The sequence below is a fragment of the Yinghuangia aomiensis genome (assembly GCF_039542225.1).
Classification (GTDB): Bacteria; Actinomycetota; Actinomycetes; order Streptomycetales; family Streptomycetaceae; genus Yinghuangia; species Yinghuangia aomiensis.
Map to the genome: position 1 here is coordinate 17404 of NZ_BAABHS010000019.1, position 24164 is coordinate 41567.

Genomic DNA, 24164 nt, shown 5'->3' on the forward strand with positions numbered 1-24164 from the left:
CACCACGGAACACCCGCCCGGGCGCTTTTTCGTATCGCGTGGGCGTGCCGGCCACCCCCCGCCGCCGCGCTCCTCGCGCGGCAGGCGGGCCGGGACGTCAGCGCTTCTCGTTCCCCCCGCCGGCGGCTTCGTCGCGCGCCCGGCGCGAGTCGGTGCCGCGGAAGATCGTGACCATCAGCGCGGCGAAACCGCCGGCCATGACCACGGAAGGGATGAGAGCGGCAAGGACGTCCATGAGGTCACTCCGGCTTTACGAGGGGGAACAGGATGGTGTCGCGGATACCGCGACTGGTGAAAGCCATGAGCATCCGGTCAATACCCATGCCGAGGCCGCCGCTGGGCGGCATCGCGAACTCCAGGGCGCGCAGGAAGTCCTCGTCGAGCTGCATCGCTTCGACGTCGCCGCCGGCGGCGAGCAGCGACTGCTCGGTGAGGCGCTTGCGCTGCTCGACCGGGTCGACCAGCTCGGAGTAGGCGGTGCCCAGCTCCATGCCGAACCCGATGAGGTCCCACTTCTCCGCCAGGCCCGGGGTCTCGCGGTGCTGGCGGGTCAGCGGCGACGTCTCGATCGGGTAGTCCCGCACGAACGTCGGCTGCACCAGGGTGTGTTCGACCAGCTCCTCGAACAGCTCCTGGACGAGCTTGCCCTGCCCCCACGCCTTGTCCCATTCGAGGCCGCGCGCGTCGGCGAGCTTGCGCACCTGCTCGATGGCGGTCGCCGGGGTGATCTCCTCGCCGAGGGCGTCGGACACCGAGCCGTAGACGGTGATCTCGGGCCACGCGCCCGCGATGTCGACGTCCTGGCCGTTCCATTCGAAGACCGACGAGCCGAACACCTCCTGGGCGGCGTACTGGTAGACCTCGCGGATCAGCGTGGCCATCGTGTTGTAGTCGCCGTAGGCCTCGTACGCCTCGAGCATCGTGAACTCGGGGTTGTGCGTCGAGTCCGCGCCCTCGTTGCGGAAGTTGCGGTTGATCTCGTAGACCTTCTCGGCGCCGCCGACCACGAGCCGCTTGAGGTACAGCTCGGGGGCGATGCGCAGGAAGAGGTCCATGTCGTACGCGTTGATGTGCGTCATGAACGGCCGTGCCGTGGCGCCGCCGTGGATCGGCTGCAGCATCGGCGTCTCGACCTCGAGGAAGTCGCGGTTGTTGAACCAGTCGCGGATCGCCCGGACGACCTCGCTGCGCGTGCGCAGCATCTTGCGGGACTCGTCGTTGACGATGAGGTCGACGTACCGCATGCGGACGCGGGCCTCGGGGTCCGTCATGCCCTTGTGCTTGTCCGGCAGCGGCCGCAGGCACTTGGACGTGATCGCCCAGGTGTCGACCATGATCGACAGCTCGCCGCGCTTGGAGGTGATGACCTCGCCCTCGACGCCGACGTGGTCGCCCAGGTCGACGTCGGACTTCCAGGCGGCCAGCGATTCCGCGCCGACCTTGTCGAGCGACACCATGACCTGGAGGTCGCCGCTGCCGTCCCGCAGCGTCGCGAAGCACAGCTTGCCGCCGACCCGGGACAGCACGACCCGCCCGGTCAGCCCGACCCGCTTGCCGGTCGCGGTGTCCGGCTCCAGGTCCGGGTACGCGGCACGCAGCTCCGCGACCGTCGTGGTGCGCGGGAATCCCACGGGGTACGGGTCGATCCCGCTCTCCCGCAGGCGTTCGAGCTTCTCGCGGCGCACCCGCATCTGCTCGGGAAGGTCGTCGGTCTGCTCGGCGGCGTGCGGCGCAACGTTGGCCTGGGCGTTCTCGGTCACCAGGCAAGGCTACCTGCGCCCGGTCGGGGCCTTGTACTCGAATACCCCGCTCACGGTCAACCCCAGGTCAGGCCGCCGGCGCGGGGTAGGCGGGCGCTCCGCCGCAGCCGGGCGGGAAACGCGACGCAACCTGCCGCAGACCGCGTCGGTATACATGCCGACGCGGCAGAAGCCGTCGCCCGCGGCCGGCGGGCCATTTGCCGGCCGCGCCGCCCAGAAGGGAACCCGCCGTGCCCACGCAGGGAGTCACCGAGAGCGGCGATGCCGTCTCCGCCACCGATGCCGAGCCGCCTGCCCCCGAGGCGCGGAAGCCGCGCCGGCGCGCGGTGCTGGCGGGTGCTGCCGCCGCGGCGGCAGTCGGCGGGTGGGCGTTGTGGACGGCGCGTGACGGCGGACGTGCGGGCGGCGGCGGCAGGGGTCCGGCCGACGCGGCCGGTCCGCCCACGGCGCCTCCGGAGCCGCCCACCGGGTGGAAGGCGTCCTACCTGCAGGTCATCGCCCACCCCGACGACGATCTGTACTTCATGAACCCGGGGATGGTGCACGCGTTCGCCGCCGGCTATCCGCTCGCCACGGTGGTGACGACGTCCGCGGAAGGCGACGGCCGCAACATCGACACCGCCGACAAGAGCCGCACCAAGGCGCCCGTCGACAACGAGGGCTACAGCAGGGCCCGTCAGAACGGCCTGCGGCGCAGCTACTCGCGGATGGTGCTTGGCCGCGACGACGGCGCGTGGCTTTCGGAGAACCTGGAGATCGTCCCCGGCTTCCTGATCCAGGCCGACACGCTGGAAGAGCGCCCGCAGGTCCGGCTGTTCTTCCTCAACCTGCGCAAGTGCCCGGAGTACGAAGGGTATTCGGGCCCCCGTTACAACCTCACGCGGCTGTTCGCGGGAGATTCGCCGACGCAGCGGACACTGCGCGTGGCCGGTTCCACGCTCCCCGAGTACCAGGAGATCACGCGCGCTCAGGTGGTCGACGCGATGGCGGCACTCATCCGCCTGGTGCGTCCCACTATCCTGCGCACGCTGGATCCGGACCCGGAGCACGACAACCGCAAGACCGAGTACACGGTTTCCGATCACGTCGACCACACCGCCGTCGCCAACTTCTGCCTGGAGGCGATACGCAAAACCGCCGACGGCCAGGATCCCGTCGTCCCAGTCGTCGAGCATTACCGCGCCTACGCCAACCGCTACTGGCCGCGGAACATCGACAATCAGGAGCTGGCACTGAAGGGCCGTTTCCTGAGCACGTATTCGGGCGAGGACGGCCAACCGTGCCCGGCAAACGACTGCGGCGACTACCAGTTGGGCCCCGATCCGCTGCGGAGCACCTACGTCGTCAGCACCGCGCTCCGGTACACGCCGAACGCTTCGTGGATGGTCCGCGACCGGGACGGCGGCCTGGCCGCGGTGGCGGCGCTGGGCGATGCCGCGGTGAGCTGGTACCGGGCACCCGGCGGGGACGCGTGGGCGGGACCGACACCGCTCGCCGGCAACGGCATCACCCCCGGCCCGGTGGTGGTGGCCGGTCCGGATGGCCGCACGCACGCGGTCGGCCTGCGCCGCGGCCGCGACGGCAGCCGCATCACCGTCGAACTCGTCCGATCCGTGTCGCCGGCGCCCGGGCGCCCGTTCGGACCGTGGGAGTCCCTCGGCAATCCCGAGGGCGGCAATTCCGACGACCATCGCCGTCGTGAGGTCGGCGCACCCGCCGCAGCCGTGGACGGCCACGGCAAGCTGTACGTGTTCACCCGCAATTCCGCACAGGCGCTGACGTGGCGTGCCGAGCAGGCCGACGGCTGGAGCGGCTGGGCGGTCCTCGGTGGCACGCTGCTCCAGGACATGCCCCGCGCCCTCACCAATGCGGCTGGCGGGGTCGAGGTCTTCGCGCCGAACAAGAAGACGGTCAAACGCTGGTTCCAGAAGGGCCCCGGCGACGTGTTCCAAGCGGACGACGGCCTCGAGACGGGTCCCGTGGCGTCCTGCGGCTTCCACGCCATCACCTCCGAGGACGGCCGCCCCGTGCTCTTCTACCGGCAGGGCGACACCGGGCGTGTGCTGGCCTACCGCCAGTCCGCGAACCGCCGGGACTGGCCGGACGATCCGGCCGATTTCGGGGGCCCGCTCGGTATCGGCCCGGTGTCCGCGGTCTGGCGGGCGCACGGAGGTGCCGCCCAAGCCCTCGTCGCGGTGCGCGACGGGCAGGGCGGGGCGTCCGTCTCGACGGCCGCGCGGGACGACAAACCCGACTGGCGGCCTCTCGGCGGCCCGGTGACCGGTGTGCCCGCCGTCGTCGCGGACGGTGCCGGGCGCGAGATCGCGGCCGTCCTCGGCGGCGACGGCAGGCTCCACGTCGCCACCCGCAACGCGAACGCACCCGACGAGCCGTTCGGAGGCTGGCTCACCGTCTGATCCGGTCGGCCGCGCCGCCCCGGACTATCCGGCGCAGCGCGGTCGGCCGGCCTTCCGGCGCGCTTCCGCCGTCAGGCGGGCATCCAGGGCCCGGTCGGCGAGGTCCGTGCAGTAGGCGAGCAGGGTGTCGCGGCGCGACCGTTCGCGGGGGCTGCACGGGAGCTCGGCGATGGCGCGGAGGGCGGCGAGGTCGGCCGCGGTGGGGATGTGGGCGTAGGCGTCGACCGCGCGGGACAGGGCGCTCAGGTAGGTGGCCGCGGATCCGGGCACGGCGCGGCGCTGGAGGTCGAGTTCGGCCAAGTGGAAGGCGCGCAGGCGGTCGCGTTCGGCTTCGGCTTCGGCGATGGCGCGGTCGAGGAGCCAGAACGCCGAGGCGGTCGGCGCGTCGGAGGCAGCGGCGGGGTCGGCCGCGGCGCCGGAGCCCGGGTCGGACTTCATGGCGATGCGCAGGGCCCGCCGCAGCAGCCGGACTTCGGGCATGCCGAACGCCAGGCCGTGGTCTCCGTGCGGCGTCGGCATGGTCAGCACTGTACGTGCCGGTTGCCCGTTTCCGAATGCTTCGGGTGAATCGTCCCCCGGTGTGGTGCCGCGGCGTTGCGCCGAGCGGCCCAAGGGCCTGGTGCCGGCCCCCTCAGATCCCCGCGTTGCGCTCGTACACCATCCGCAGCCCGATCAGCGTCAGCCACGGTTCGTGGACGTCGATGACCGACGCCTCGCCGAGCACCAGCGTCGCCAGCCCGCCGGTGGCGACGACGGTGACCGAGTCCGGGTCGTCGGACAGTTCCGCCGCCATCCGCTTGACCACGCCGTCGACCTGGCCCGCGAAGCCGTACAGGATGCCCGCCTGCATGGCCTCGACGGTGCTCTTGCCGACCACGCTGCGCGGCCGCATCAGCTCGATCTTGCGGAGCTGGGCGCCGCGCGCGCCGAGGGCGTCGACGGAGATCTCGATGCCGGGGGCGATCGCGCCGCCGATGTACTCGCCCTTGCTGCTGACCGCGTCGAACGTGGTCGCGGTGCCGAAGTCGACGACGATGCACGGGCCGCCGTACAGCTTGATGGCGGCGAGGGCGTTGATGATGCGGTCGGTGCCGACTTCCTTCGGGTTGTCCATGAGCACCGGCACCCCGGTCTTCACGCCGGGCTCGACGACGACCGCGGGGATGTCGCCGTAGTAGCGGCGGAACATGTCGCGCATCTCGTGCAGGACGGACGGCACGGTCGAGCAGACCGCGATGCCGTCGACGCCGCCCGCCCCGATCAGCGGATGCTGGCCGAGCAGGCCCTGCAGCACCACGGCGAGTTCGTCGGCGGTGCGCCGCGAGTCCGTGGAAATGCGCCAGTGCTCGACGATTTCGTCACCGTCGAACAGGCCGAGCACGGTGTGCGTGTTGCCTACGTCGATCGTCAGGAGCATCGTCGCGTGTCCTTGGCTGGGGTTCGGGACCGGTGCGGGGGGTGGGGGCGAAGAACGCACAGTACCCGGCGCGCGCGGGCCGCGCGCAGGCGCGGGGCGGGCACGGGGCGCGCGGTCAGTCGCGGAGGTCGACGCCGATGTCGAGAATCGGCGCCGAGTGGGTGAGCGCGCCGACCGCGAGGTAGTCGACGCCGGTTTCGGCGACTTCGCGCGCGGTGCCGAGGGTGAGGCCCCCGCTGGACTCCAGACGGGCCCGTCCGGCGACCAGGGCGACCGCTTCGCGGAGCTGCGCGGGCGTCATGTTGTCGAGCAGGATCAGGTCGGCGCCGGCCTCCAGGACCGGCGGGATCTGCTCCAGGTGGTCGACCTCGACCTCGACCGGGACGTCCGGGAACGCGGCGCGCACCGCGCGGAACGCCTCGGCCACGCCGCCCGCCGCCACCACGTGGTTGTCCTTCACCATCGCGGCGTCGGACAGCGCCATGCGGTGGTTGACCCCGCCGCCGCAGCGCACCGCGTACTTCTCCACGGCGCGCAGCCCGGGGGTGGTCTTGCGGGTGTCGCGGACCGCCGCGCCGGTGCCGTCGATCGCGTCGGCCCACGCGCGGGTGAGCGTCGCGATGCCGGACAGCCGGCACACCAGGTTGAGCGCCGAGCGTTCCGCGGTGAGCAGGTCGCGGGTGGCGCCGGACGCGGTGAACAGCACGGTGCCGCGCTCGACGCGGTCGCCGTCGGCGACGAAGCGCTCGATCTTCACGTCGTCGCCGCACACGGCCTCGACGACGGCTTCGGCGACCGGGATGCCGGCCGCGATGCCGGCGGTGCGCGCGGTGAAGTCGGCGTGGCCGCGGGCGTCGGCGGGCACCGTGGCGACCGAGGTGACGTCGACGCCGCCGGCCAGGTCTTCGGCGACGGTGGCCCGGGCGAGGGCTTCCACGGCCGCGGGGTCCAGGCCGGCCGCGGCCAGGCGGGAGGCGAGGTCCGGGGTGAGCGTCACGGCTTCTCCTCGGTGGGGTGCTCGGCGCGGAAATGCGGAGCGTCGGAATGCGGGGCATTGGAAGGTGCGGGGGCAGGTGCGGCGTCGCGGTCGTGCTTGGGGTCGTACGGCCGGTAGGCGCGGTCGAGCCGCCCGTCCGCCATGGTCGTGACCACGTGCCCGCGCCAGTCCTTGTCGTCGGCGTCCGGGAAGTCCTCGCGCCAGTGGCAGCCGCGGGTTTCCTCGCGGTCGTACGCGGCGGCGGCGAGCGCGCCCGCGACGGTGTGGAGGTTCGTGGCCTCCCACGACTCGACGCACGGGTCGTCCCCGGTGCGCCGGCCCAGTTCGGCCAGCACCTGCATGGTTTCGCGCAGGCTGTCGCGGCTGCGCAGCACGCCCGCGCCCGCGGTCATCGCGCGCTGCAGCGGCGTACGGATCCCCGGGTCGAGCAGCCACGCGTCGCCCTCGGGAGCGACCGGTTCGCCGGGCTCGGGGAGCCCGCGGGCCAGGTCTTCGGCGATCCGCTCGGCGAAGACGAGGCCTTCGAGGAGCGAGTTGGACGCGAGCCGGTTGGCGCCCTGCACGCCGGTGCAGGCGACTTCGCCGCACGCGTACAGGCCGGGCACCGACGTGCGCCCGGCCAGATCGGTGCGGACGCCGCCGCTGGCGTAGTGCGCGGCGGGCGCGATCGGGATCAGGTCGTGTGCCGGGTCGATCCCGTTGGCGCGGCACGCGGCGAGGATCGTCGGGAACCGGTGCGCCCACATCTCCGCACCGAAGTGCCGGCCGTCGAGGTACATGTGGTCGGTGCCGGTCTCGGCCATCCGGCGCGTGATGCCCTTGGCCACGATGTCGCGCGGCGCAAGCTCGGCCAGCGGGTGACGGCCCGTCATGAACCGCACGCCGTCGGCGTCGACGAGGTGCGCGCCTTCGCCGCGGACGGCCTCCGACACGAGCGGCTGCTGCCCCTCGGCACCCGGCCCCAGCCACAGCACGGTCGGGTGGAACTGCACGAACTCCAGGTCGGTCACCTCGGCGCCCGCGCGCAGCGCCAGAGCGACGCCGTCGCCGGTCGACACGTGCGGATTGGTCGTCGAGGAGAAGACCTGCCCCATGCCGCCGGCCGCGAGGACGACGGCGCGGCCGTGTACGGCGCCGACACCGTCGCGGGCGCCCTCGCCCATGACGTGCAGGGTGACACCGCACGCGCGCCCTTCGGCGTCACGCAACAGGTCCAGCACCAGGGCGTGTTCGATGACCTCGATGCCGGCTTCGTGGACGGCCTGCACGAGCGCCCGCGATATCTCCGCCCCGGTGGCGTCGCCGCCGGCGTGCACGATGCGGTTGCGCAGGTGGCCGCCTTCGCGGGTGAGGAGGATGTTGCCGTCGGCGTCCCGGTCGAATTCGGCGCCGACGGACATCAGCCGCCGCACCGCACCGGGGCCTTCGGTGACCAGCACCCGCACCGCGTCCTCGTCGCACAGGCCCGCGCCGGCGACGAGCGTGTCCTGCATGTGCTGTTCGGGGGTGTCGCCTTCGCCGAGCGCGGCGGCGACGCCGCCCTGCGCCCAGCGCGTCGAGCCCTCGTCGAGGACGGCCTTGGTGACCACGAGCACACTGCCGGCCGCGCGGGCCTGCAGCGCGGCGGTCAGCCCGGCGACGCCGGAGCCGATGACGATGACGTCCGCGTAGGTCGTCCACCCGGGCGCGGGGGCGGCCAGGCGGCTCGGGAACGTGGTCACTGCGCGGCCTGCGCGGGCACGTCGCCGCGCTTCAGCTCGCTGCCCGCCGGGACCTCGGCGGGGTCGTGGCCGAGGCCGGTGATCCGGTTCTCGCCGTCGACGAACACCACGCGCGGCGTCATGGCGCGCGCTTCGTCGTCGGTGACCTGCGCGTACGCGATGATGATCACCAGGTCGCCGGTGTGCACCAAGCGGGCGGCGGCGCCGTTGATACCGATGATCCCGGTGCCGCGCGGCCCCGCGATCGTGTAGGTCTCCAGACGGGCGCCGTTGTCGATGTCGACGATGTGGACCAGTTCGCCGGGAAGCAGGTCGGCGGCGTCGAGGAGGTCCTCGTCGATGGTGACCGAGCCGACGTAGTGCAGGTCCGCCTGGGTCACGGTGGCCCGGTGGATCTTGGACTTGAACATCGTGCGCATCATGACCGTGCTCCTGCGATGACCAGGGGGACATTGTCGATCAGGCGGGTCGTGCCGACCCGGGCGGCGACGGCGAGGACGGCCGGGCCGTTGTGCTCGTCGGAGACCTCGGCGAAGGTGCCGGGGTCGACGAGGGCGAGGTAGTCGAGTTCGAGGGGCGGCGCGGCGAGTGCCGCGTCGGCGAGGACCGCCGATGCGGCGGCGCGCACCGCGGCGGACCCGGACGGGGCCGCCGCCGCGCCGGCCCGCAGCGCGCGGCTCAGGGCGAGCGCGGTGCCGCGGTCGGCGGTGCCGAGGTAGACGTTGCGGCTCGACAGGGCGAGCCCGTCGGGTTCGCGGACCGTCGGCACGCCGACGACGTCCACCGGGAAGTTCAGGTCCGCGGCCATGCGGCGGATGAGCGCGAGCTGCTGGGCGTCTTTCTCGCCGTAGAACGCGGTCGTCCGCCCCGAGAGCGGCGCGGTCAGGTGCAGCAGTTTGGCGACGACGGTCAGCATGCCGTCGAAGTGCCCGGGGCGCGAAGCCCCTTCGAGCCTGCTCCCCATCGCCCCCGAGGTGACCCGCACCTCGGGCTGCCCGCCGGGGTAGACCTCGTCGACGGACGGCGCGTACACCACGTCCGCCCCGGCTTCCCGGGCCAGCGCGAGGTCCGCGTCGAGGGTGCGCGGGTACCGGTCGAGGTCTTCGCCGGCCCCGAACTGGAGCGGGTTCACGAAGACGGTGACGATCACGTGCCCGCGTTCGCCCGCGCTCTCCCGCGCGGCGCGGATCAACGCCCCGTGGCCCGCGTGCAGCGCGCCCATGGTCATCACCACCGACCACGGCTGCGGCTCGCCGGCGTGCTGCCCGCGGTAGTCCGCGAGTTCGGCGGCGGTGCTCGCCAGAACGGTCTTGCGGTCGCCGGAGATCCCCATCAGGCCCCGCCCTCCGCGAGTACGTCCAGCAGCGCCTCGGCCGCCTCCGGCTTGAGCAGGCCCGCGGTGAGCGCCCGGTCCGCGGTCAGCCGTGCCATCGCGATGTACGCGGCCAGCGCCTGGGGGGCGACCCGCCGCAGCTCCGACACGTGTGCCGCGACCGTGCCCGCGTCGCCGCGCGCCACCGGCCCGGTCAGCGCAAGGTCGCCGGCCCGCAGCGCGTTGTCCAGCGCGGCGCCGAGCAGCGGGCCGAGCATCCGGTCGGGGGCGCGCACGCCCGCCGCGGCCAGCAGGTCGCGGGACTGCGCGACCAGCGTGACCAGGTGGTTCGCGCCGTTGGCGAGCGCCACGTGGTACAGCGGGCGGGCACTCTCGTCGATCCATTCGGGCTCGCCGCCCATCTCGACGACGAGCGCTTCGGCGACCGGCCGCAGCACCTCCGGGGCGGTGACCCCGAACGAGCAGCCGACCAGCCGCTGCACGTCCACGGCGGTGCCGGTGAACGTCATCACCGGGTGCAGCGCCAGCGGCAGCGCTCCGGCGCGGGCGGCCTCGTCGAGCACCGAGACGCCGAACCGGCCGGAGGTGTGCACGAGGAGCTGGCCGGGCTTGAGCGCGCCCGTCGCGGCCAGTCCGGCGACCAGGTCGGGCAGCGCGTCGTCGGGCACGGTCAGCAGCGCCAGGTCGGACCGGGCGATGACGTCCTGCGGGGTGGTGAGCGGCACGCCGGGCAGGAGTTCTTCGGCGCGGCGGCGGGAGGCGTCCGAGACGCCGGACGCGGCCACCACATGGTGGCCGGCGAGCGTGAGGGCGGCGGCGAGCGGGGCGCCGACGCGGCCCGCGCCGACGACACCGACCGCGAGGCGCGCGGGACGGTCCGCGGGATCCGCGGGGCGTGGCCGCCGTGCGGGCACGGCGGGAGGGTCGTGGTCGTTCACAGTGGCCTTCCGTTCCAGTCCGCGTGGGGTACCGGACGAGTACTGGCCTGTTCAGCGTACTCAGGTGGGGGGCGGGCCGAATCGCGGGTGGCTCCCGGGGTGCGGCGGATACGCGGGCGCGTACCCCGGCGGCGGAGCCGGTTCGACTGCCTCCGGACGCCGGTGCAGGCTCGGGCCGCGCATCCCGATCGCCCCCAGGCCGGTGAGCACCAGTCCGGTGAGCAGCAGGGTCGCGGTGACGATACGGGCGGCGAGAGCGGCGCGCGGGCCGTTCTCGGTGTGCAGGGTGTACGACGCCGGCTGGGCGGCCTGGGCGGTCCGTGCGGCCTGCGCGGCCTGCGCGGCCGTGGACTGCGCGGTCTGCCCGGCCGGTTCGGCGGGCACGGCGGACGCGAGGGGCGCGATCAGGGCGGCGGGACGGTCCGGGACGGCGCCGGGGCCCGTGGCGGGGCTGCCGGACAACGCGCCCGCGGCGGCAACAAGGCCGACCGCGGATATAGCGAGCGTCGATCTGAGGACCACGCGGGCAAGCAGCTTGCGCATGAGTACCTCCCGAACCAGGGGGCCATATCGCCCGATATTGCGCATATCGGATCGTTATGAGTCCCCCGCGGTCCGGGAGGCCAATCATGGGCGCGGGCTGCCTGGCCCGCGGTCCCGCACGGTCCCGCCGAGGTCAGCGGTGCAGGCGGACCGGGAGGGAGGTGAGGGCGTTGTTGAGGTTGGACCGCAGCCGCTTGGGCTCGCCCGTCAGCTCGATCTCCGGGAAGGTCGCGAGCAGCTCCTCGAAGAAGACCCGGCCCTCCAGGCGCGCGATGTGCACGCCCAGGCAGAAGTGCTCGGCGAAGCCGAACGACAGGTGCGGGTTCGGGCGGCGGGTGATGTCGAAGCGGTCCGGGTCCTCGAACACGTCCTCGTCGCGGTTCGCCGACGAGTAGTACATCGCGACCTTGTCGCCCGCCTTGATCGACACCCCGCGCAGCTCCACGTCCTGCTGCGCGGTGCGGCGGAAGTAGTGCAGCGGGTTGGCCCACCGCAGGATCTCCTCGACCGCGCCGGGGATCAGCGACGGGTCGGCGCGCAGCGCGGCGAGCTGGTCCGGGTGGGTGAGCAGCGCGTGCAGCCCGGCGGACAGCATCGTCTTGGTGGTGTCGTTGCCCGCGGTGACGAGCTGCATGAAGAACGACCCGAAGTCGATGTCGGTCATCAGCTTGCCGCCGAACTCCGACTCCAGGATCAGCGTGGTGAGGTCCTCGCGGGGCTCCTCGACACGCCGCTTCATGGCGAACTGCACCGCGTACATGACCATCTCGCGGGACGCCGCGCCGGGCCCGTAGCCGTCGTCGGGGCTGGCGATCGCCGGGTCCTGCTGGCTGGTGTTGCGTTCGGCGAGGCGGTGAATGTAGTCCCAGTCCTCCTGCGGCAGGCCCATCAGCTCGCCGATGACCTGGGTGGGGAGGCTGGAGGTGACGTCGTGCACGAACTCGACGTCGGCCGGCAGGGCCGCGAAGATCTCCCGGCAGATCTCCCGGATCCGGACTTCCATGCCGCCGACCACGCGCGCGGTGAAGGACTTCACCAGCGGCTTGCGGTAGGCGCGGTGCCGGGGCGGGTCCATCGCGAGGAGCGTGCCGCGCATGGCCTGGAGGCGTTCCTCGTCGAGGTCCTCCAGGACGACGCCGCCGCGTTCGGCGGAGAAGATCTCCGGGTGCTGCGAGACGTACTCGACGTCCTCGTGCTTGAGTACCGCCCAGTAGCCGGGCTGGTCCGGCATGTCCTGCCAGAAGACCGGGCTGGTGCGGCGCAGTTCGGCGAACAGCGCGTGCGGGGCGCTGCCGACGTACGCATCGGGGTTGTAGATGTCGGGGGCGCGCAGATCGGGTGCGGTGGTCAAGACGTGCTCCTTACGCGACCAGGACGTTCGGGCGGCCGAAGCCCTGCATTTCGCACAAGCGGTAGTACGAGCGGAGCGAGCCGGCGCCGTCGGTGACGGATTCGACGTTGCCGTCCGCGTCGAGGTTGAGGTTCGCGCCGTACATCTGGAACCAGACGCGGGTGTCCGGCTCGATGCAGGTGAGGGTGTGCACGGACCCCGCGGGCTCGTAGAGGAAGGAGCCGGCGCGGTTCACGTAGTCGTACTCGGCGTACTTCCACGCGCCGGCGACGGTGTAGGCGTAGACCGGGCCGGTGTGCCGGTGCGTCTGCACGGCGAAGCCCGGCTGGAAGATGTTCTCCACGATCCACAGGCCTTCCTGCGGCTTCACGCAGATGACCTTGAGCTTGTTGCCGCCGCCGATCTCGACGAACGGCAGATCGTCCGCCCCGAGATGGATCGACAGTTCAGGTCCCTCGGCGGTGGTGGTCATGCGGTGCCTCCTGACGCTCCGTCATATCTGTAACGGTGTAACAGCATGCCTCAGCATGCCGCCGGTTTCGAGCACGGATTCCTCCGGATTTCCCGGGGGAGGATGATGGACGGCAGCGCCCGGCGGCGCCGGGCAGGGCCGCGCCGGGCGGGTGGGGACGCGGTGGGAGGGAATCCGCACATGGGTCAGTTGGACGGCAAGGTCGCGGTGGTGACCGGCGGCGCGAACGGCATCGGGCGGGCCTGCTGCGAGCGGTTCGCCGACGAAGGCGCCGACATCGTGGTCGCGGACATCCTCGACGAACGGGGCATGGACACCATCGCCGCCGTCGAGAAACGCGGCCGCCGCGCCGCCTACATGCACGCCGACGCGAGCAGCCCCACGGACAACGAGACGGTCATGCAGCACGCCGTCGACATGTTCGGCAGCCTCGACGTGCTGGTCACCGCGGCCGGGATCTCCACCGCCGACTACCGCAGCGACAAGCCGCAGGCCGTCGCCCGCCGCGCCGCCAAGCACGCCCGCGACCAACCCGACCCGATGCGCCGCTTCACCGAACTCCGGCTCGGAGACTGGCAGAAGGTCCTCGACGTCAACCTCACCGGCACGCTCCTCGCGGTGCAGGCCGCGGCGCGCGTCATGCTCGACCTGAAGAAGCGCGGCTCGATCATCACCATCGCCTCGATCGCCGCCAAGCACCCCGAAGCCGGCGCACCCGCCTACTCGGTGTCGAAGGCCGGTGTGTGGATGCTCACCAAGTACGCGGCGCGCGTCCTCGGCCCGGCGGGCATCCGCGTCAACGCGATCGGCCCCGGCTTCATCGAGACCAACATGACCGCGGTCGTCCGCGGCCTGCCCGACCTGGAGGAGCGCCTGCTCGCCGACGTGCCGCTCGGCCGCATGGGCACCGCGCGGGAGGTCGCCGACGCGGCGCTGTTCCTGGCCGGTCAGCAGTCGTCGTACTTCACCGGCGAAATGCTGCACCCGGACGGCGGGTTCTACACGGACTGACCGCTCCCCCGCGCGCCTGGCACCGGTCAGGCGCCGCGGGCGCGGACCAGGCCGGTCTCGTAGGCCAGCACCACCGCCTGTACGCGGTCGCGCAGCCCGAGCTTCATGAGGATGCGCCCGACGTGCGTCTTCACGGTCGCCTCGGACAGGAACAGCCGCTCGGCGATCTCCGCGTTCGACAGGCCCTGCGCGACCAGCAGCAGCACCTCGTGCTCGCGCTCGGTCAGCGACTCGACCGCTTCGGGCCGGGCGTCCGACTCGCTCGGCAGGATCGGCGCGAACCGGTCGAGGAGGCGGCGGGTCGTGCTCGGCGCCACCACCGCGTCGCCGGACGCCACCGCGCGGATGCCGGACAGCAGCTCCGGCGGCGGCACGTCCTTGAGCAGGAAGCCGCTCGCGCCGGCCTTGATCGCCGCGAACGCGTACTCGTCGAGGTCGAAGGTGGTCAGCATGAGCACCTTCGGCCGCTCGCGGCCCGCGGGCAGCTTGATCGCGTCGGGGCCGTCGCCCGCGATGCGGCGGCACGCCTCGACACCGTCCATCCGCGGCATCCGCACGTCCATGAGGACCACGTCGACCGCCGTCGACTGGAGCCGCTCGATCGCCTCGGCACCGTTGCCCGCCTCGGCGACGACCTCCATGTCGGCCTGGGCTTGGAGCACCATCGTGAATCCGGTGCGCAGCAGTTCCTGGTCGTCGACCAGCATCACCCGGATCGTCACGGTTCAGGCTCCTTGTGCGGTGGTGTTGAGGGGGCGGTCCGCCCCGGTCAGGGCGGCGAGCTTGGTGCGGAGGCCCCGGCCTTCGGCGGCGGGGACCGGTTCGGCGGGGCCGCGGGCCGGGCGGGGCGCCTGGCCCGCGGGCGCCGGGGCGGCCGAGTCGGGGGCGTACGGGAGCTGGGCGTGGACCCGCCAGCCGCCGTCCGGCGCGGGCCCGGTGTCGATCCGGCCGCCGAGCATCGCGACGCGTTCCCGCATGCCGACCAGGCCGTGGCCCATGCCGTCGCCGGGGGCGTCGGCCCCGCGGCCGTCGTCGGTGATCGTCATGGCCAGACCATCTTCGCGGTAGGCGAGGTGCACCGCGGCGTTCGCCGTCGGTCCGGCGTGTTTGCGGGTGTTGGTGAGGGCTTCCTGCACGATCCGGTACGCGGCCAGCGCCACGCCCTGCGCGAGCGGCACCGGCACCCCGGTGATCTTGAGTTCCACCGACAGCCCCGCGTCGCGCACCCGGTCGACGAGGTCGCCGAGCTGGTCGACGCCCGGCTGCGGCGTGTAGGGCCGGTTCTCGCTCTCGGACCGCAGCACGCCGAGCAGACGGCGCATTTCGGCGAGCGCCTCGCGGCCGGTCGAGGCGATGGTGCCGAGGGCGTCGCGGGCCCGGTCGGGGGCCCCGTCGATCGCGTAGGCGGCCCCGTCGGCCTGGACGACCATGACCGAGACGTTGTGCGCGACGACGTCGTGCAGCTCGCGGGCGATCCGGGCCCGCTCCGCGGCGGCGGCGACTTGGGCGTGGGCGTCGCGCTCGCGTTCCAGGCGGGCGGCGCGGCCTTCGAGTTCCGCGTAGTAGGCGCGCTTGACCCGCATCGAGTCGCCGAGCACCCACGCGATGATCAGCAGGACACTGAGCAGCACCCACTTGAAGAACGCCTGCCGGTAGTCCATCCCCGGCGTGTGGGGCGGCTCGCGCAGCACCAGCAGCGCGGGGCCGACCACCGCCATGGCCAGGCCGAAGCGGGACAGTGCTTTGCCGCCGGTCTTGGCGCCGGAGTGCAGGACCACGACGATCGCGAAGTCGGCGATCTGGATGTCCAGGCCCCACGCGACCTGGAGCAGCCCGCCGCCGACCGCGCCGACCGCGGCGAGCGGCAAATGGACGCGGCGTACGGCCATCGCCGCGCACAGCAGGACCGCGAGGGGCGGCGCCACCGCGCGGTCGATGCCGACGTCGGAGTTCTGCGAGATCAGCAAGGCGAACATGAGCAGCAGGAAGCTCCCCGCGGCATCCACGACGAACGGGTGCCTGCGCAGCCACTCATAGAGACGTTGCATGGAATCGACATTAGGGACGCCGCCGGTGTGCGGGCGTCCGCCTGGGAGCGGAAACGCGGCTACGACGTAGGTCGGACGTCCCCCGTTCGGGCCCGACTTCAGACCGCGACCGGGCCCGCCGCGACCGAGACCGGCAGCGTCGCGGCGACCAGGAAACCACCGCCCGGGCACGGCCCCGCGGTGAGGTCGCCGCCGAACATCGCGACGCGTTCGCGCATGCCGACGAGGCCGTGGCCCATGCCGTCGCCGGGGGCGTCGGCGCCGCGGCCGTCGTCGGTGACTTCGAGGCGGATGTCGTCGTCGCGGTAGTGCAGGCGCACGGTCGCGGTGGTACCGGGGCCGCCGTGCTTGCGGGTGTTGGTGAGGGCTTCCTGGACGATCCGGTAGACCGCGAGGGCCACGCCCTGCGGGAGTTCGACGGGCACGCCTTCGACCCGCAGCTCGACGGGGAGGCCGGCGCCGCGGACCTGGGCGAGCAGGTCCGCCAGCTGCTCGACGCCGGGCTGCGGCAGCATCGGCTTGTCTTCGTTCGCGGACCGGAGGACGCCGAGCAGGCGGCGCATCTCGGCCAGCGCCTCGCGGCCGGTGGAGGCGATGGCGCCGAGGGCGTGGCGGGCCCGGTCCGGATCGGCGTCGATGGCGTAGGCGGCGCCGTCGGCTTGGACGACCATCACGGAGACGTTGTGCGCGACGACGTCGTGCAGCTCCCGGGCGATCCGGGCGCGCTCCGCGGCCGCGGCCACCTGCGCCTGCGCGTCGCGCTCGCGTTCCAGGCGGGCGGCGCGGTCCTCGAGTTCCGCGTAGTAGGCGCGCCGGGTGCGCATCGAGTCGCCGAGGACCCAGGCGATCACGAAGGGCCCGGTGAGGAGGAGGAACAGGACGATCGTGTGGGTCGCGGTGGTGTTCGGCAGGTCCCACCAGCGGACCGCGGCGGCGATCGGCGCGGCGAAGCAGCCCGCGAGGGCGAGCCGGGACGCCCAGCGGGGGCCGTACGCGGCGGCCCCGTAGGCGATGACGGGCATCGCGAGGTCCATCGTGGCGGGGGGCACGTCGGCGATCAATTGGACGATGCCGACGAGGATGGTGGCGAAGAGGGCGAAGACGGGGATGGCGCGGCGGAGGGCAACGCAGCCGCAGAGGACCACAAGGGAGAACACGACGGCGCCGCGGTTGCCGGGGAGGTCGTCCGCGACGATTTCGAGCAGGCTCAGCGCGAAGAGCAGCACCGCCCAGGCGGTGTCCACCAGGAGGGGGCGTGCGCGGAGCCAGGCGTAGAGGCGTTGCACATATCCACAGTAAGAGGGTGGGTGGGCAGGGGCGGTTCGCGGTTGTCCACAGGCCGGGGTTTTGGCAGATGACAGGGGTCGTGGGGGTGGTCGAGGGTGGGAGTGTCGGGCGGGTCTCGGTATCGGCTTGATGGCGGAGGGGGCGCGGGAGGGGCTGCCTGCGCGGACTCCGGCCGGACATTGGTGGGAGGACGGAGGGCCCTGTCTCAGCTCAGCAACAACACTCGCCTCCCGCAGGGACGTCACCGCAGCGCCCTCTCCCCCGCCCGGTACCGTCACCCCCAATGAACAGCTGGTCATCCTGGCGCAAAGCCGCCCACCGCGCCCTCTACGGCCCCGGTGGTTTCTACCTGCGCCCCGAAGGCCCAGCAGGCCACTTCCGCACCTCCGTGCACGCCTCGCCGCTCTTCGCCGGGGCCCTCGCCCGCCTCGCCCGGGCCGCCAACCTGACCCGGGTCGTCGACGTCGGCGCCGGCCGGGGCGAACTCCTCGTCGCCATGACCCGCATCGACCCCGACCTGCGCCTCCACGGGGTCGACGTGGCCGCCTGCCCGGACGCGCTGCCCCCGTGCATCGGCTGGTCCGACACGGTCCCCGACGGCGCCCCCGCGCTCCTCGTCGCCAACGAATGGCTCGACAACGTGCCGGTCGACATCGTCGAGGTCGACGGCAAAGGCACCCCCCGCATCGTCGAGGTCGAGTCCGGCACCGGCCGCGAACGCCTCGGGCCCGAAGCGGCCGACGCCGACGCCGCCTGGCTGAACCGCTGGTGGCCGCTGAAAGGCGCCGCGCCCGGCACCCGGGCCGAGATCGGCGCCCCCCGCGACGAGGCCTGGGCGGCCGCCGTGCACCGGCTCGGCCGCGGGCTGGCCGTCGCCATCGACTACGGGCACGACCGCGACAGCCGTCCCCCGGCCGGCACCCTCGCCGGGTACCGGCAAGGCCGCGCGGTCGACCCCGTCCCCGACGGCACCTGCGACGTGACCTGGCATGTCGCCGTGGACGCGGTCGCCGCGGCCGGGGAAGCGGCGGGCGCCCACGGCACCGTCCTGCGCACGCAACGCGAAGCCCTGCGCGCACTCGGCGTCGAAGGCACCCGGCCGCCCTACGACCTGGCCCGTTCCAACCCGCGCGCCTATCTGGACGCCCTCCGCGACGCGGGCGAGGCCGGCGAACTCACCGCCCGCGGCGGCCTGGGCGACTTCCGCTGGGTGGTGCAGGGCGTCGGAATGGACGTCCCCGCGCTCCTCAGGGAAGCCTGATCACCCGCCCACCCCCACCCGGTCCATGAACAGACTCCCCGCGTTGTAGACCTGCACCCCGCTGACGTTCTTCCCGTAGATGATCCCGACGGTGGATTCCGCATAGACCCACACGGGCAGGTCGGCCACCATCGCCTGCTGGAGCGCCGCGTAGGCCTGCTTGCGTACGGCCGGGTCGGTGCTCGCGCGGGCGTCGTCGAGGGCCTTGTCTGCCGCCGGGTTCTTCCAGCCGTTCTGGTTCAGCGGACTGGCCGAGTGGAAGAGGCTCCACATCTCCGGCTCGGGATCGGGCAGCCAGGACTGGTACTGCCCGGCCTGGTAGTTGCGCTGCACGTTGAACTTCGCGACGAACGCCGCGACGTCCAGCGCCTCGATGCGCATCGACACGTTGCGGAACTGTTCGAGCCGGCTCTTCATCAGCTCGGCGACCTTCACACCGGTCTGCGAGATCGTGTACGTGAAGTCGACCTTCTTGCCTTCCGCGGCAAGCTCGTCGAACAGCTTCTGCGCCTCTTCCTTGTTCTGCGCGGGCTGCGCGGCGGCCGGGTCGAAGAACGGCGAGGTCTGGTCGAAGAAGTTCTTGGCGGGCACGAACCCGTTGCCGAGCACCTTGGGCACTTCGGCCGGGTCGAGCGCCAGCGCGATGGCGCGGCGGGCCCGGATGTCGTCGAACGGCGCCTGGCGCAGGTTGAACGCGATGTGCTGGCCGCCGATCAGGCTGAGCTGGGAGACCTGGAGTTCCTTCTTCGCCCGGTCGAGGTACTCCGGGTACGAGCTGGCGACGAGGTCGGCGCCGCCCGCCTTGACCGTCGTGTACTGCTGCTCGCGGTCCTGCACGGCCTTGATGGTGAGCTTGTCGAGCTTGGGGAGCCCCTTGTCCTTCTGCCAGTAGTCGGGGTTCCGGACGAACACCTGCTCACTCCCGCGCGTCCAGCTCTGCAGGATGAACGGCCCCGCGCCGACCGGCTTGGCGCCGGCCTCGGTCAGCCCCTTCGCGAGGGCGGACGGCGCCTCGATGTAGGTCAGGCGCGTGGCGACGAGCCGGTCGAAGTTGGGGTTGGGCGCCTTCGGGGTGATGCTGAGGGTGAGCGGGTCGACGACCTGAAGGGTGAGGCCGGAGGCGTAGGACGCCTGCGTGGAGCGGTTCTCCGGCTTGGTGTGCATCTCCCAGGTGAGCTTGACCGCGTCGGCGTTGAAGTCGGTGCCGTCGGAGAACTTCACGCCGGGGCGCAGCTTGAGCGTCCACGTGGCGCCGTTGTCGGCGGTGGTGAGGCCTTCGGCGAGGTGGGGCTTGACCTTGCCGTCGGCGTCGTCGAGGTAGACGAGCGGGTCGTACAGCGCGGACAGCCGGGGTTCGTCGGCTACTGCGACGCCGGAGGCGGTGAACGGGTCGAGCGCCCGCGAGTCGGCGAGCGCGAGCATGGTGAGGCTGCCGCCGGTCTTGGCCGCGGCGCCGGACGCGGCCGGGGCGTCCTTGTCGTCGGAGCCGCCGCCGCACGCGGTCGCGGCGAGGGCCAGGACGGCGGACAGCGCGGCCGCGGCACGGCGGCGCGGGGCGGTGCGGCGCGGCGGGGTGCGGCGCGGGTCGGGTCTCCACGGCATGGCGGAACCTCCTCGGGGGGCGGACGGTACGGGGCGTGGAACGGCGGAGCGGAAGCAGCGGACCTCAATCGGCCAGGCCGAGCACCCGGCGGGCGTTGCCGGACAGGAATTTCGGCCACACCTCGTCCTTGAACGGGACCTGCGGGAGGTCGCCGAAGATACGGTCGAGGGAGAGGCCCATCGGGAAGTACCCGGCGTAGATGATCTTGTCGGCGCCGCGGGTGTTGGCGTAGTCGACGATCGCCTTGGGGTAGTGCCGCGGAGCGAACGCACTGGTGGAGTAGTGCAGTCCGGGCCATTTGAGCATGAGTTTGACGGCCAGGTCGGTCCACGGTTCGCAGCCGTGCCGGGTGACCAGGACGAGTTCCGGGAAGTCGTACATGACTTCGTCGATCAGCTCGACGTGCTGGGCGGCCATGGGCAGGCGCGGCCCGGGGACACCGGCGCAGACGAAGGCGGGGATGCCGAGTTCCACGCACTTGGCGTAGATCGGGTACATCTTCTTGTCGTTGATCGGCACCTGCGGGAACGCCCCGGCCGGGAACAGCGAGACGGCGCGTGAGCCGAATCCCTGGTATTCCGCGACGAGTTGCCGGATCGCGGCCATGCCCTGGTTCGGGTCGAGGCTGCTGCACCCGACGAACCGGTCCGGGTGCAGGGTCACCGCGCGCCGGGCGGTCTCGGTGCCGAGGCCGACGAGACCTTGTGCGATGCCGAAGTGGTCCATCTGCGCGAGGGTGACGGCGATCGGGTCGTCGGTGGGCAGGTCGTGCGGCACCTGCTTGAACATGTACTCGGCCGGGAAGCGCATCTCCTCGCGGGATTCCCGGTCTTTGGTCTGGCGGCGGATGAAGTCGTATTGCGCGTCGCCGGGTTGCGGGAAGCCGATCATCGTGTCGACGACGGGGTGGCCTGCCGGGAAGCCCATGGGTGCTCCGTACGTGGTGGGGTGGGGTCAGCTGTGCGCTTCGAGGAGCCGCTTCAGGACTTTTCCGGTGTCCGAGTACGGGAGTTCGCGCCGGAACTCGACATGCGCGGGCACCTTGAACGCGGCCAGCGCTCCCGCGACCCACGTGCGGACCGCGTCCGCGGTCAGGTCGGCGCCCGGTGCGGGCACCACGACCGCTTTCACTTCTTGGCCGAGGACGGTGTGGTCGACGCCGACGACGGCCGCGTCCGCGATGTGGGGGTGCTCGACGAGGCGGTTCTCGACCTCGACGGGGTAGATGTTCTCGCCGCCGCGGATGATGAGGTCCCGCATCCGGCTTTCCAGGTGCAGGACGCCGTCGCTGATCCGCCCGAAATCGCCGGTGCGGTACCAGCGTTCCGCGTCGAGAGCGGCCGCCGTGGCGACCGGGTCGCGCCAGTAGCCGAGGAAGACGCCGGGGCCGTGCAGATGGATCTCGCCGACCTCGCCGTCGGCGGCGTCGGTGCCGTCGGGCCTGCGGACCCGCACCCGGGTGAGCGGGATGGGCGTGCCGACCGAGGCCGGGTCGTGTGCGGCGTCGACGCCCTTGAGGACGGTGCCGGCGCCGAACGTCTCGGTCATGCCGTAGCCGTTGCTGACCTGCGCGCCGGGGAAGGCCGCGCGGATGCGGCGCAGCAGTTCCGGGGCGAGGTTCGCGCCGCCGCAGCCGAGGGCGGTGACGGCCGTCAGGTCGTAGGACCCGAAGCCGGGGTGGTCGAGGATGCGCCAGTACTGGGTGGGGACGCCGCTCCACCGGGTGATGCGGTACCGGGCCATCAGCTCCAGGTGCGCGGTCTCGTCCCAGCGGCCGGGCGGCGGGAAGATCGCGGTGCCGGCGTTGAACGGTCCGGTGGCCAGGATGTTGGCGGCGCCCGAGACGTGGAAGAACGGCGAGGTGACGAGCGCGACGGGGGGCGTCGCACTGGGGGCCGCGCCGCTCCGCGCGAGGGCGAGGGCCGCGTGGCGGGCCCATGCCTGGGCGAAGTAGACGACGTTGCGGTGCGACAGCGTGGCGCCTTTGGGGCGGCCGGTGGTGCCGCTGGTGAACAGGACGACGGCGGGGTCGTCCTCGTCGATCACCGTGCCGGGGCGCAGGATTTCGGCGCCGCCTCCCCCGTGTGCGTCCGCCGCGGCACCGAACTCGTCGAAATCGACCGCGACTTGACCATGGGCTCGGAGCAACTCGGCACGCTTCGCGTCGGCGAGGACGAGGACCGGGTCGGTCAGGCCGATGCCGTAGGCGAATTCGGGCCCGCTCCACCAGCCGTTGAGGCCGGTGGCGACGGCGCCGAGCCCGAGCACCGCCCAATAGCCGAGGACGTGTTCGAGGCTGTTCGCGCCGGCGAGTGCGACACGGTCCCCCTTGCGGACCCCGTAGCGGTCGGCGAGCAGAGCCGAACGGGCGGCGATCAGCCCGGCCGCCTCGCGGTAGGCGACCGTGCGGTCCGGGAAGACCAGGAACGGGCGGTCGGGCTCCCGGGCCGCCGCGGCGGCGAGCATGGCGGGCAGGTGGGGATGGCGGTGGACGAAGACCTCCGTCGGCACCCCGAGCACCTCTTCGACCGCGGTCGCGAACGGCACGGCGTACCCCCTCCTTGGCACGGCGGGCAGGGTCGTCGGCGACGGGCGCCGATGCCGGGCGAAGCTAGAACAGAATTTCAAATCAAACAAGAGGAACCGGATCGGCGGTCACGTCAACCGTGTTTCCACTGCACTGCTCCAGCTCTGGCTAAATTTAGAATCACCTTCTACTGTGTGCGGCACATCCCGACCGACCCATGGAGTCCCCGTGGCCGCACGCGCGCTCGGCTTCCGCTGCTTCGACTTCGACAACCACTACTACGAAGCGGAAGACGCCTTCACCCGCCACCTCGACCGCCGGATGGCCCGGCGCACCATGCAGTGGGTCGAGATCAACGGGCGGCGGCGGCTGCTCGTGGGCGGCAAGCTCAACCGGTACATCCCGAACCCGACGTTCGACCCGGTGTCCAAGCCCGGGGCGCTCGACGAGTACTTCCGCGGCCGCAACCCGCAGGGCCTGGACACGTCGGAGCTGTTCGGCGAACTGGAGCCGATCGCGGCGGCGTACCGGGACCGCGAGGCGCGGCTGGCGGTGATGGACGAGCAGGGCATCGACGGCGCCGTGTTCCTGCCCACGCTCGGGGTGGGCATGGAGCAGGCGCTGGTGCACGACATCCCGGCGGCGGTGGCCGCGTTCCGGGCGTTCAACCGGTGGCTGGACGAGGACTGGGGGTTCGCCTACCGGGAGCGGATCTTCGCGGCGCCGTACATCACCCTGTGCGACCCGGAAGCGGCCGTGCGGGAGATCGACTGGGCGATCGGCCGCGACGCGCGCACGGTCGTCATGGTCGCCGGCCCGGTCGCGACCGCGTCCGGCATGCGCGCGCCCGCCGACCCGATGTTCGACGGGTTCTGGTCGCGGGTGAACGAGGCCGGGCTGACCGTGGTCTACCACGGCGGCGAGTCCCACTACACGAAGTACCTGCGGGACTGGGGCGAGCCGGCCGAGGTCGAGGCGTTCCGTGTGCACCCGTTCCGCCGCCTGGTGTCGGCGAACCCGGTGCAGGACACGTTCGCGAGCCTGCTCGCGCACGGCCTGTTCGGCCGGTTCCCGAACCTGCGGGTCGCGGCCATCGAGACCGGCTCGGACTGGGTGTTCCACCTGTTCGAGAAGCTCAAGAAGTCCTACGGCCAGACCCCGCAGATGTGGGCCGAGGACCCCCGTGAGACGTTCCGCCGGCACGTCTGGGTGGCCCCCTTCTACGAGGACGCCCTGGCCGGCCTGCGCACCATGATCGGCCCCGAGCGCATCCTCATGGGCTCCGACTTCCCGCACGCCGAGGGCCTCGCCGTGCCCGCCGCGTTCGTCGACGACCTCCGCGGAGCGGGCTTCGGCGACGACGACTGCCGGCTGGTGATGCGGGACAACGGCGCGGGGCTGAGCGTGCGGCGTCCGGGGTGAGGCGGCGGGCGGGCCCGCATCGCGCTCGCCCGCCCGTCCGGTGCCCGGCCCGTTTC

22 protein-coding genes are annotated in these 24164 nt (G+C 72.5%); 4 read left to right on the plus strand and 18 right to left on the minus strand.

The genetic code is table 11. The features are described 5' to 3' along the window. Positions 1-97 precede the first annotated feature (97 nt). Positions 98-235, minus strand: coding sequence for a hypothetical protein (locus ABEA93_RS25155; RefSeq protein ID WP_345678031.1), 138 nt, complete (start codon positions 233-235; stop codon positions 98-100). A gap of 4 nt (positions 236-239) precedes the next feature. Next, positions 240-1760: a bifunctional lysylphosphatidylglycerol synthetase/lysine--tRNA ligase LysX gene (lysX, locus tag ABEA93_RS25160; RefSeq protein WP_345678032.1), complete on the minus strand. Its 1521-nt coding sequence runs from the start codon at positions 1758-1760 to the stop codon at positions 240-242. 230 nt (positions 1761-1990) lie between these two features. Here lysX and ABEA93_RS25165 point away from each other — a divergent pair, with 230 nt between their 5' ends. Beyond that, positions 1991-4177: a PIG-L family deacetylase gene (locus ABEA93_RS25165; protein ID WP_345678033.1), complete on the plus strand. Its 2187-nt coding sequence runs from the start codon at positions 1991-1993 to the stop codon at positions 4175-4177. A 24-nt stretch (positions 4178-4201) separates the two neighbouring features. Here ABEA93_RS25165 and ABEA93_RS25170 read toward each other — a convergent pair whose 3' ends face one another. The 10 genes from ABEA93_RS25170 to ABEA93_RS25215 form a co-directional block, all read right to left on the minus strand. Next, positions 4202-4696 carry a hypothetical protein gene (locus tag ABEA93_RS25170; RefSeq protein ID WP_345678034.1) on the minus strand — a complete coding sequence of 165 codons (495 nt, stop codon included), beginning with the start codon at positions 4694-4696 and terminating at the stop codon, positions 4202-4204. A 112-nt stretch (positions 4697-4808) separates the two neighbouring features. Continuing rightward, positions 4809-5594 (minus strand): type III pantothenate kinase, encoded by a 786-nt coding sequence (locus tag ABEA93_RS25175; protein ID WP_345678035.1) that lies wholly within the window; start codon positions 5592-5594, stop codon positions 4809-4811. 115 nt (positions 5595-5709) lie between these two features. Next, on the minus strand, positions 5710-6591 hold the full coding sequence (nadC, locus tag ABEA93_RS25180; RefSeq protein ID WP_345678036.1) for a carboxylating nicotinate-nucleotide diphosphorylase: 882 nt from the start codon (positions 6589-6591) through the stop codon (positions 5710-5712). Further along, positions 6588-8312 (minus strand): L-aspartate oxidase, encoded by a 1725-nt coding sequence (locus ABEA93_RS25185; RefSeq protein WP_345678037.1) that lies wholly within the window; start codon positions 8310-8312, stop codon positions 6588-6590. Before ABEA93_RS25185 ends, nadC begins: the two co-directional genes overlap by 4 nt. Further along, positions 8309-8734 (minus strand): aspartate 1-decarboxylase, encoded by a 426-nt coding sequence (panD, locus tag ABEA93_RS25190; RefSeq protein WP_345678038.1) that lies wholly within the window; start codon positions 8732-8734, stop codon positions 8309-8311. The genes ABEA93_RS25185 and panD overlap by 4 nt, the downstream gene beginning before the upstream one ends. Further along, positions 8731-9645 carry a pantoate--beta-alanine ligase gene (panC, locus tag ABEA93_RS25195; protein ID WP_345678039.1) on the minus strand — a complete coding sequence of 305 codons (915 nt, stop codon included), beginning with the start codon at positions 9643-9645 and terminating at the stop codon, positions 8731-8733. The genes panD and panC overlap by 4 nt, the downstream gene beginning before the upstream one ends. Further along, complete coding sequence (locus tag ABEA93_RS25200; RefSeq protein WP_425585087.1) at positions 9645-10583, minus strand: Rossmann-like and DUF2520 domain-containing protein; 939 nt, start codon at positions 10581-10583, stop codon at positions 9645-9647. Before ABEA93_RS25200 ends, panC begins: the two co-directional genes overlap by 1 nt. Positions 10584-10643: 60 nt before the next feature. Then, entirely contained in the window at positions 10644-11126 is a 483-nt protein-coding gene (locus ABEA93_RS25205) for a hypothetical protein (protein WP_345678041.1), read from the minus strand. Positions 11127-11259: 133 nt separating this feature from the next. Continuing rightward, the gene (locus ABEA93_RS25210; RefSeq protein WP_345678042.1) at positions 11260-12477 is read right to left on the minus strand and encodes a cytochrome P450; all 1218 of its coding nucleotides are present in this window, start codon (positions 12475-12477) and stop codon (positions 11260-11262) included. Positions 12478-12487: 10 nt separating this feature from the next. Then, on the minus strand, positions 12488-12949 hold the full coding sequence (locus tag ABEA93_RS25215) for a 2,4'-dihydroxyacetophenone dioxygenase family protein (RefSeq protein ID WP_345678043.1): 462 nt from the start codon (positions 12947-12949) through the stop codon (positions 12488-12490). 180 nt (positions 12950-13129) lie between these two features. On the opposite strand from ABEA93_RS25215, the gene ABEA93_RS25220 reads away from it, so the two are divergent. Then, the gene (locus ABEA93_RS25220) at positions 13130-13960 is read left to right on the plus strand and encodes an SDR family NAD(P)-dependent oxidoreductase (protein ID WP_345678044.1); all 831 of its coding nucleotides are present in this window, start codon (positions 13130-13132) and stop codon (positions 13958-13960) included. A 26-nt stretch (positions 13961-13986) separates the two neighbouring features. Here the strand turns inward: ABEA93_RS25220 and ABEA93_RS25225 are convergent, their stop codons facing one another. From ABEA93_RS25225 to ABEA93_RS25235, 3 genes are all read right to left on the minus strand, one after another. Next, complete coding sequence (locus ABEA93_RS25225; RefSeq protein ID WP_345678045.1) at positions 13987-14682, minus strand: response regulator; 696 nt, start codon at positions 14680-14682, stop codon at positions 13987-13989. A 3-nt stretch (positions 14683-14685) separates the two neighbouring features. Further along, positions 14686-16008, minus strand: a complete 1323-nt coding sequence (locus tag ABEA93_RS25230; RefSeq protein ID WP_345678046.1) for a sensor histidine kinase — start codon at positions 16006-16008, stop codon at positions 14686-14688. 98 nt (positions 16009-16106) lie between these two features. After that, positions 16107-17294: a sensor histidine kinase gene (locus tag ABEA93_RS25235; protein WP_345678047.1), complete on the minus strand. Its 1188-nt coding sequence runs from the start codon at positions 17292-17294 to the stop codon at positions 16107-16109. 284 nt (positions 17295-17578) lie between these two features. Between ABEA93_RS25235 and ABEA93_RS25240 the strand changes: the two genes are divergently transcribed. After that, a complete protein-coding gene (locus ABEA93_RS25240; RefSeq protein ID WP_345678049.1) occupies positions 17579-18556 on the plus strand; it encodes an SAM-dependent methyltransferase in 978 nt (325 codons plus the stop codon). Here ABEA93_RS25240 and ABEA93_RS25245 read toward each other — a convergent pair whose 3' ends face one another. The 3 genes from ABEA93_RS25245 to ABEA93_RS25255 all read right to left on the minus strand — a co-directional run bounded on the left by ABEA93_RS25245 (position 18557) and on the right by ABEA93_RS25255 (position 22706). Further along, a complete protein-coding gene (locus ABEA93_RS25245; RefSeq protein WP_345678050.1) occupies positions 18557-20158 on the minus strand; it encodes an ABC transporter substrate-binding protein in 1602 nt (533 codons plus the stop codon). 64 nt (positions 20159-20222) lie between these two features. Further along, positions 20223-21086, minus strand: a complete 864-nt coding sequence (locus ABEA93_RS25250; RefSeq protein ID WP_345678051.1) for an amidohydrolase family protein — start codon at positions 21084-21086, stop codon at positions 20223-20225. 27 nt (positions 21087-21113) lie between these two features. Continuing rightward, positions 21114-22706 carry a class I adenylate-forming enzyme family protein gene (locus ABEA93_RS25255; protein ID WP_345678052.1) on the minus strand — a complete coding sequence of 531 codons (1593 nt, stop codon included), beginning with the start codon at positions 22704-22706 and terminating at the stop codon, positions 21114-21116. A 208-nt stretch (positions 22707-22914) separates the two neighbouring features. Between ABEA93_RS25255 and ABEA93_RS25260 the strand changes: the two genes are divergently transcribed. Continuing rightward, on the plus strand, positions 22915-24108 hold the full coding sequence (locus ABEA93_RS25260) for an amidohydrolase family protein (protein ID WP_345678053.1): 1194 nt from the start codon (positions 22915-22917) through the stop codon (positions 24106-24108). Positions 24109-24164 lie beyond the last annotated feature (56 nt).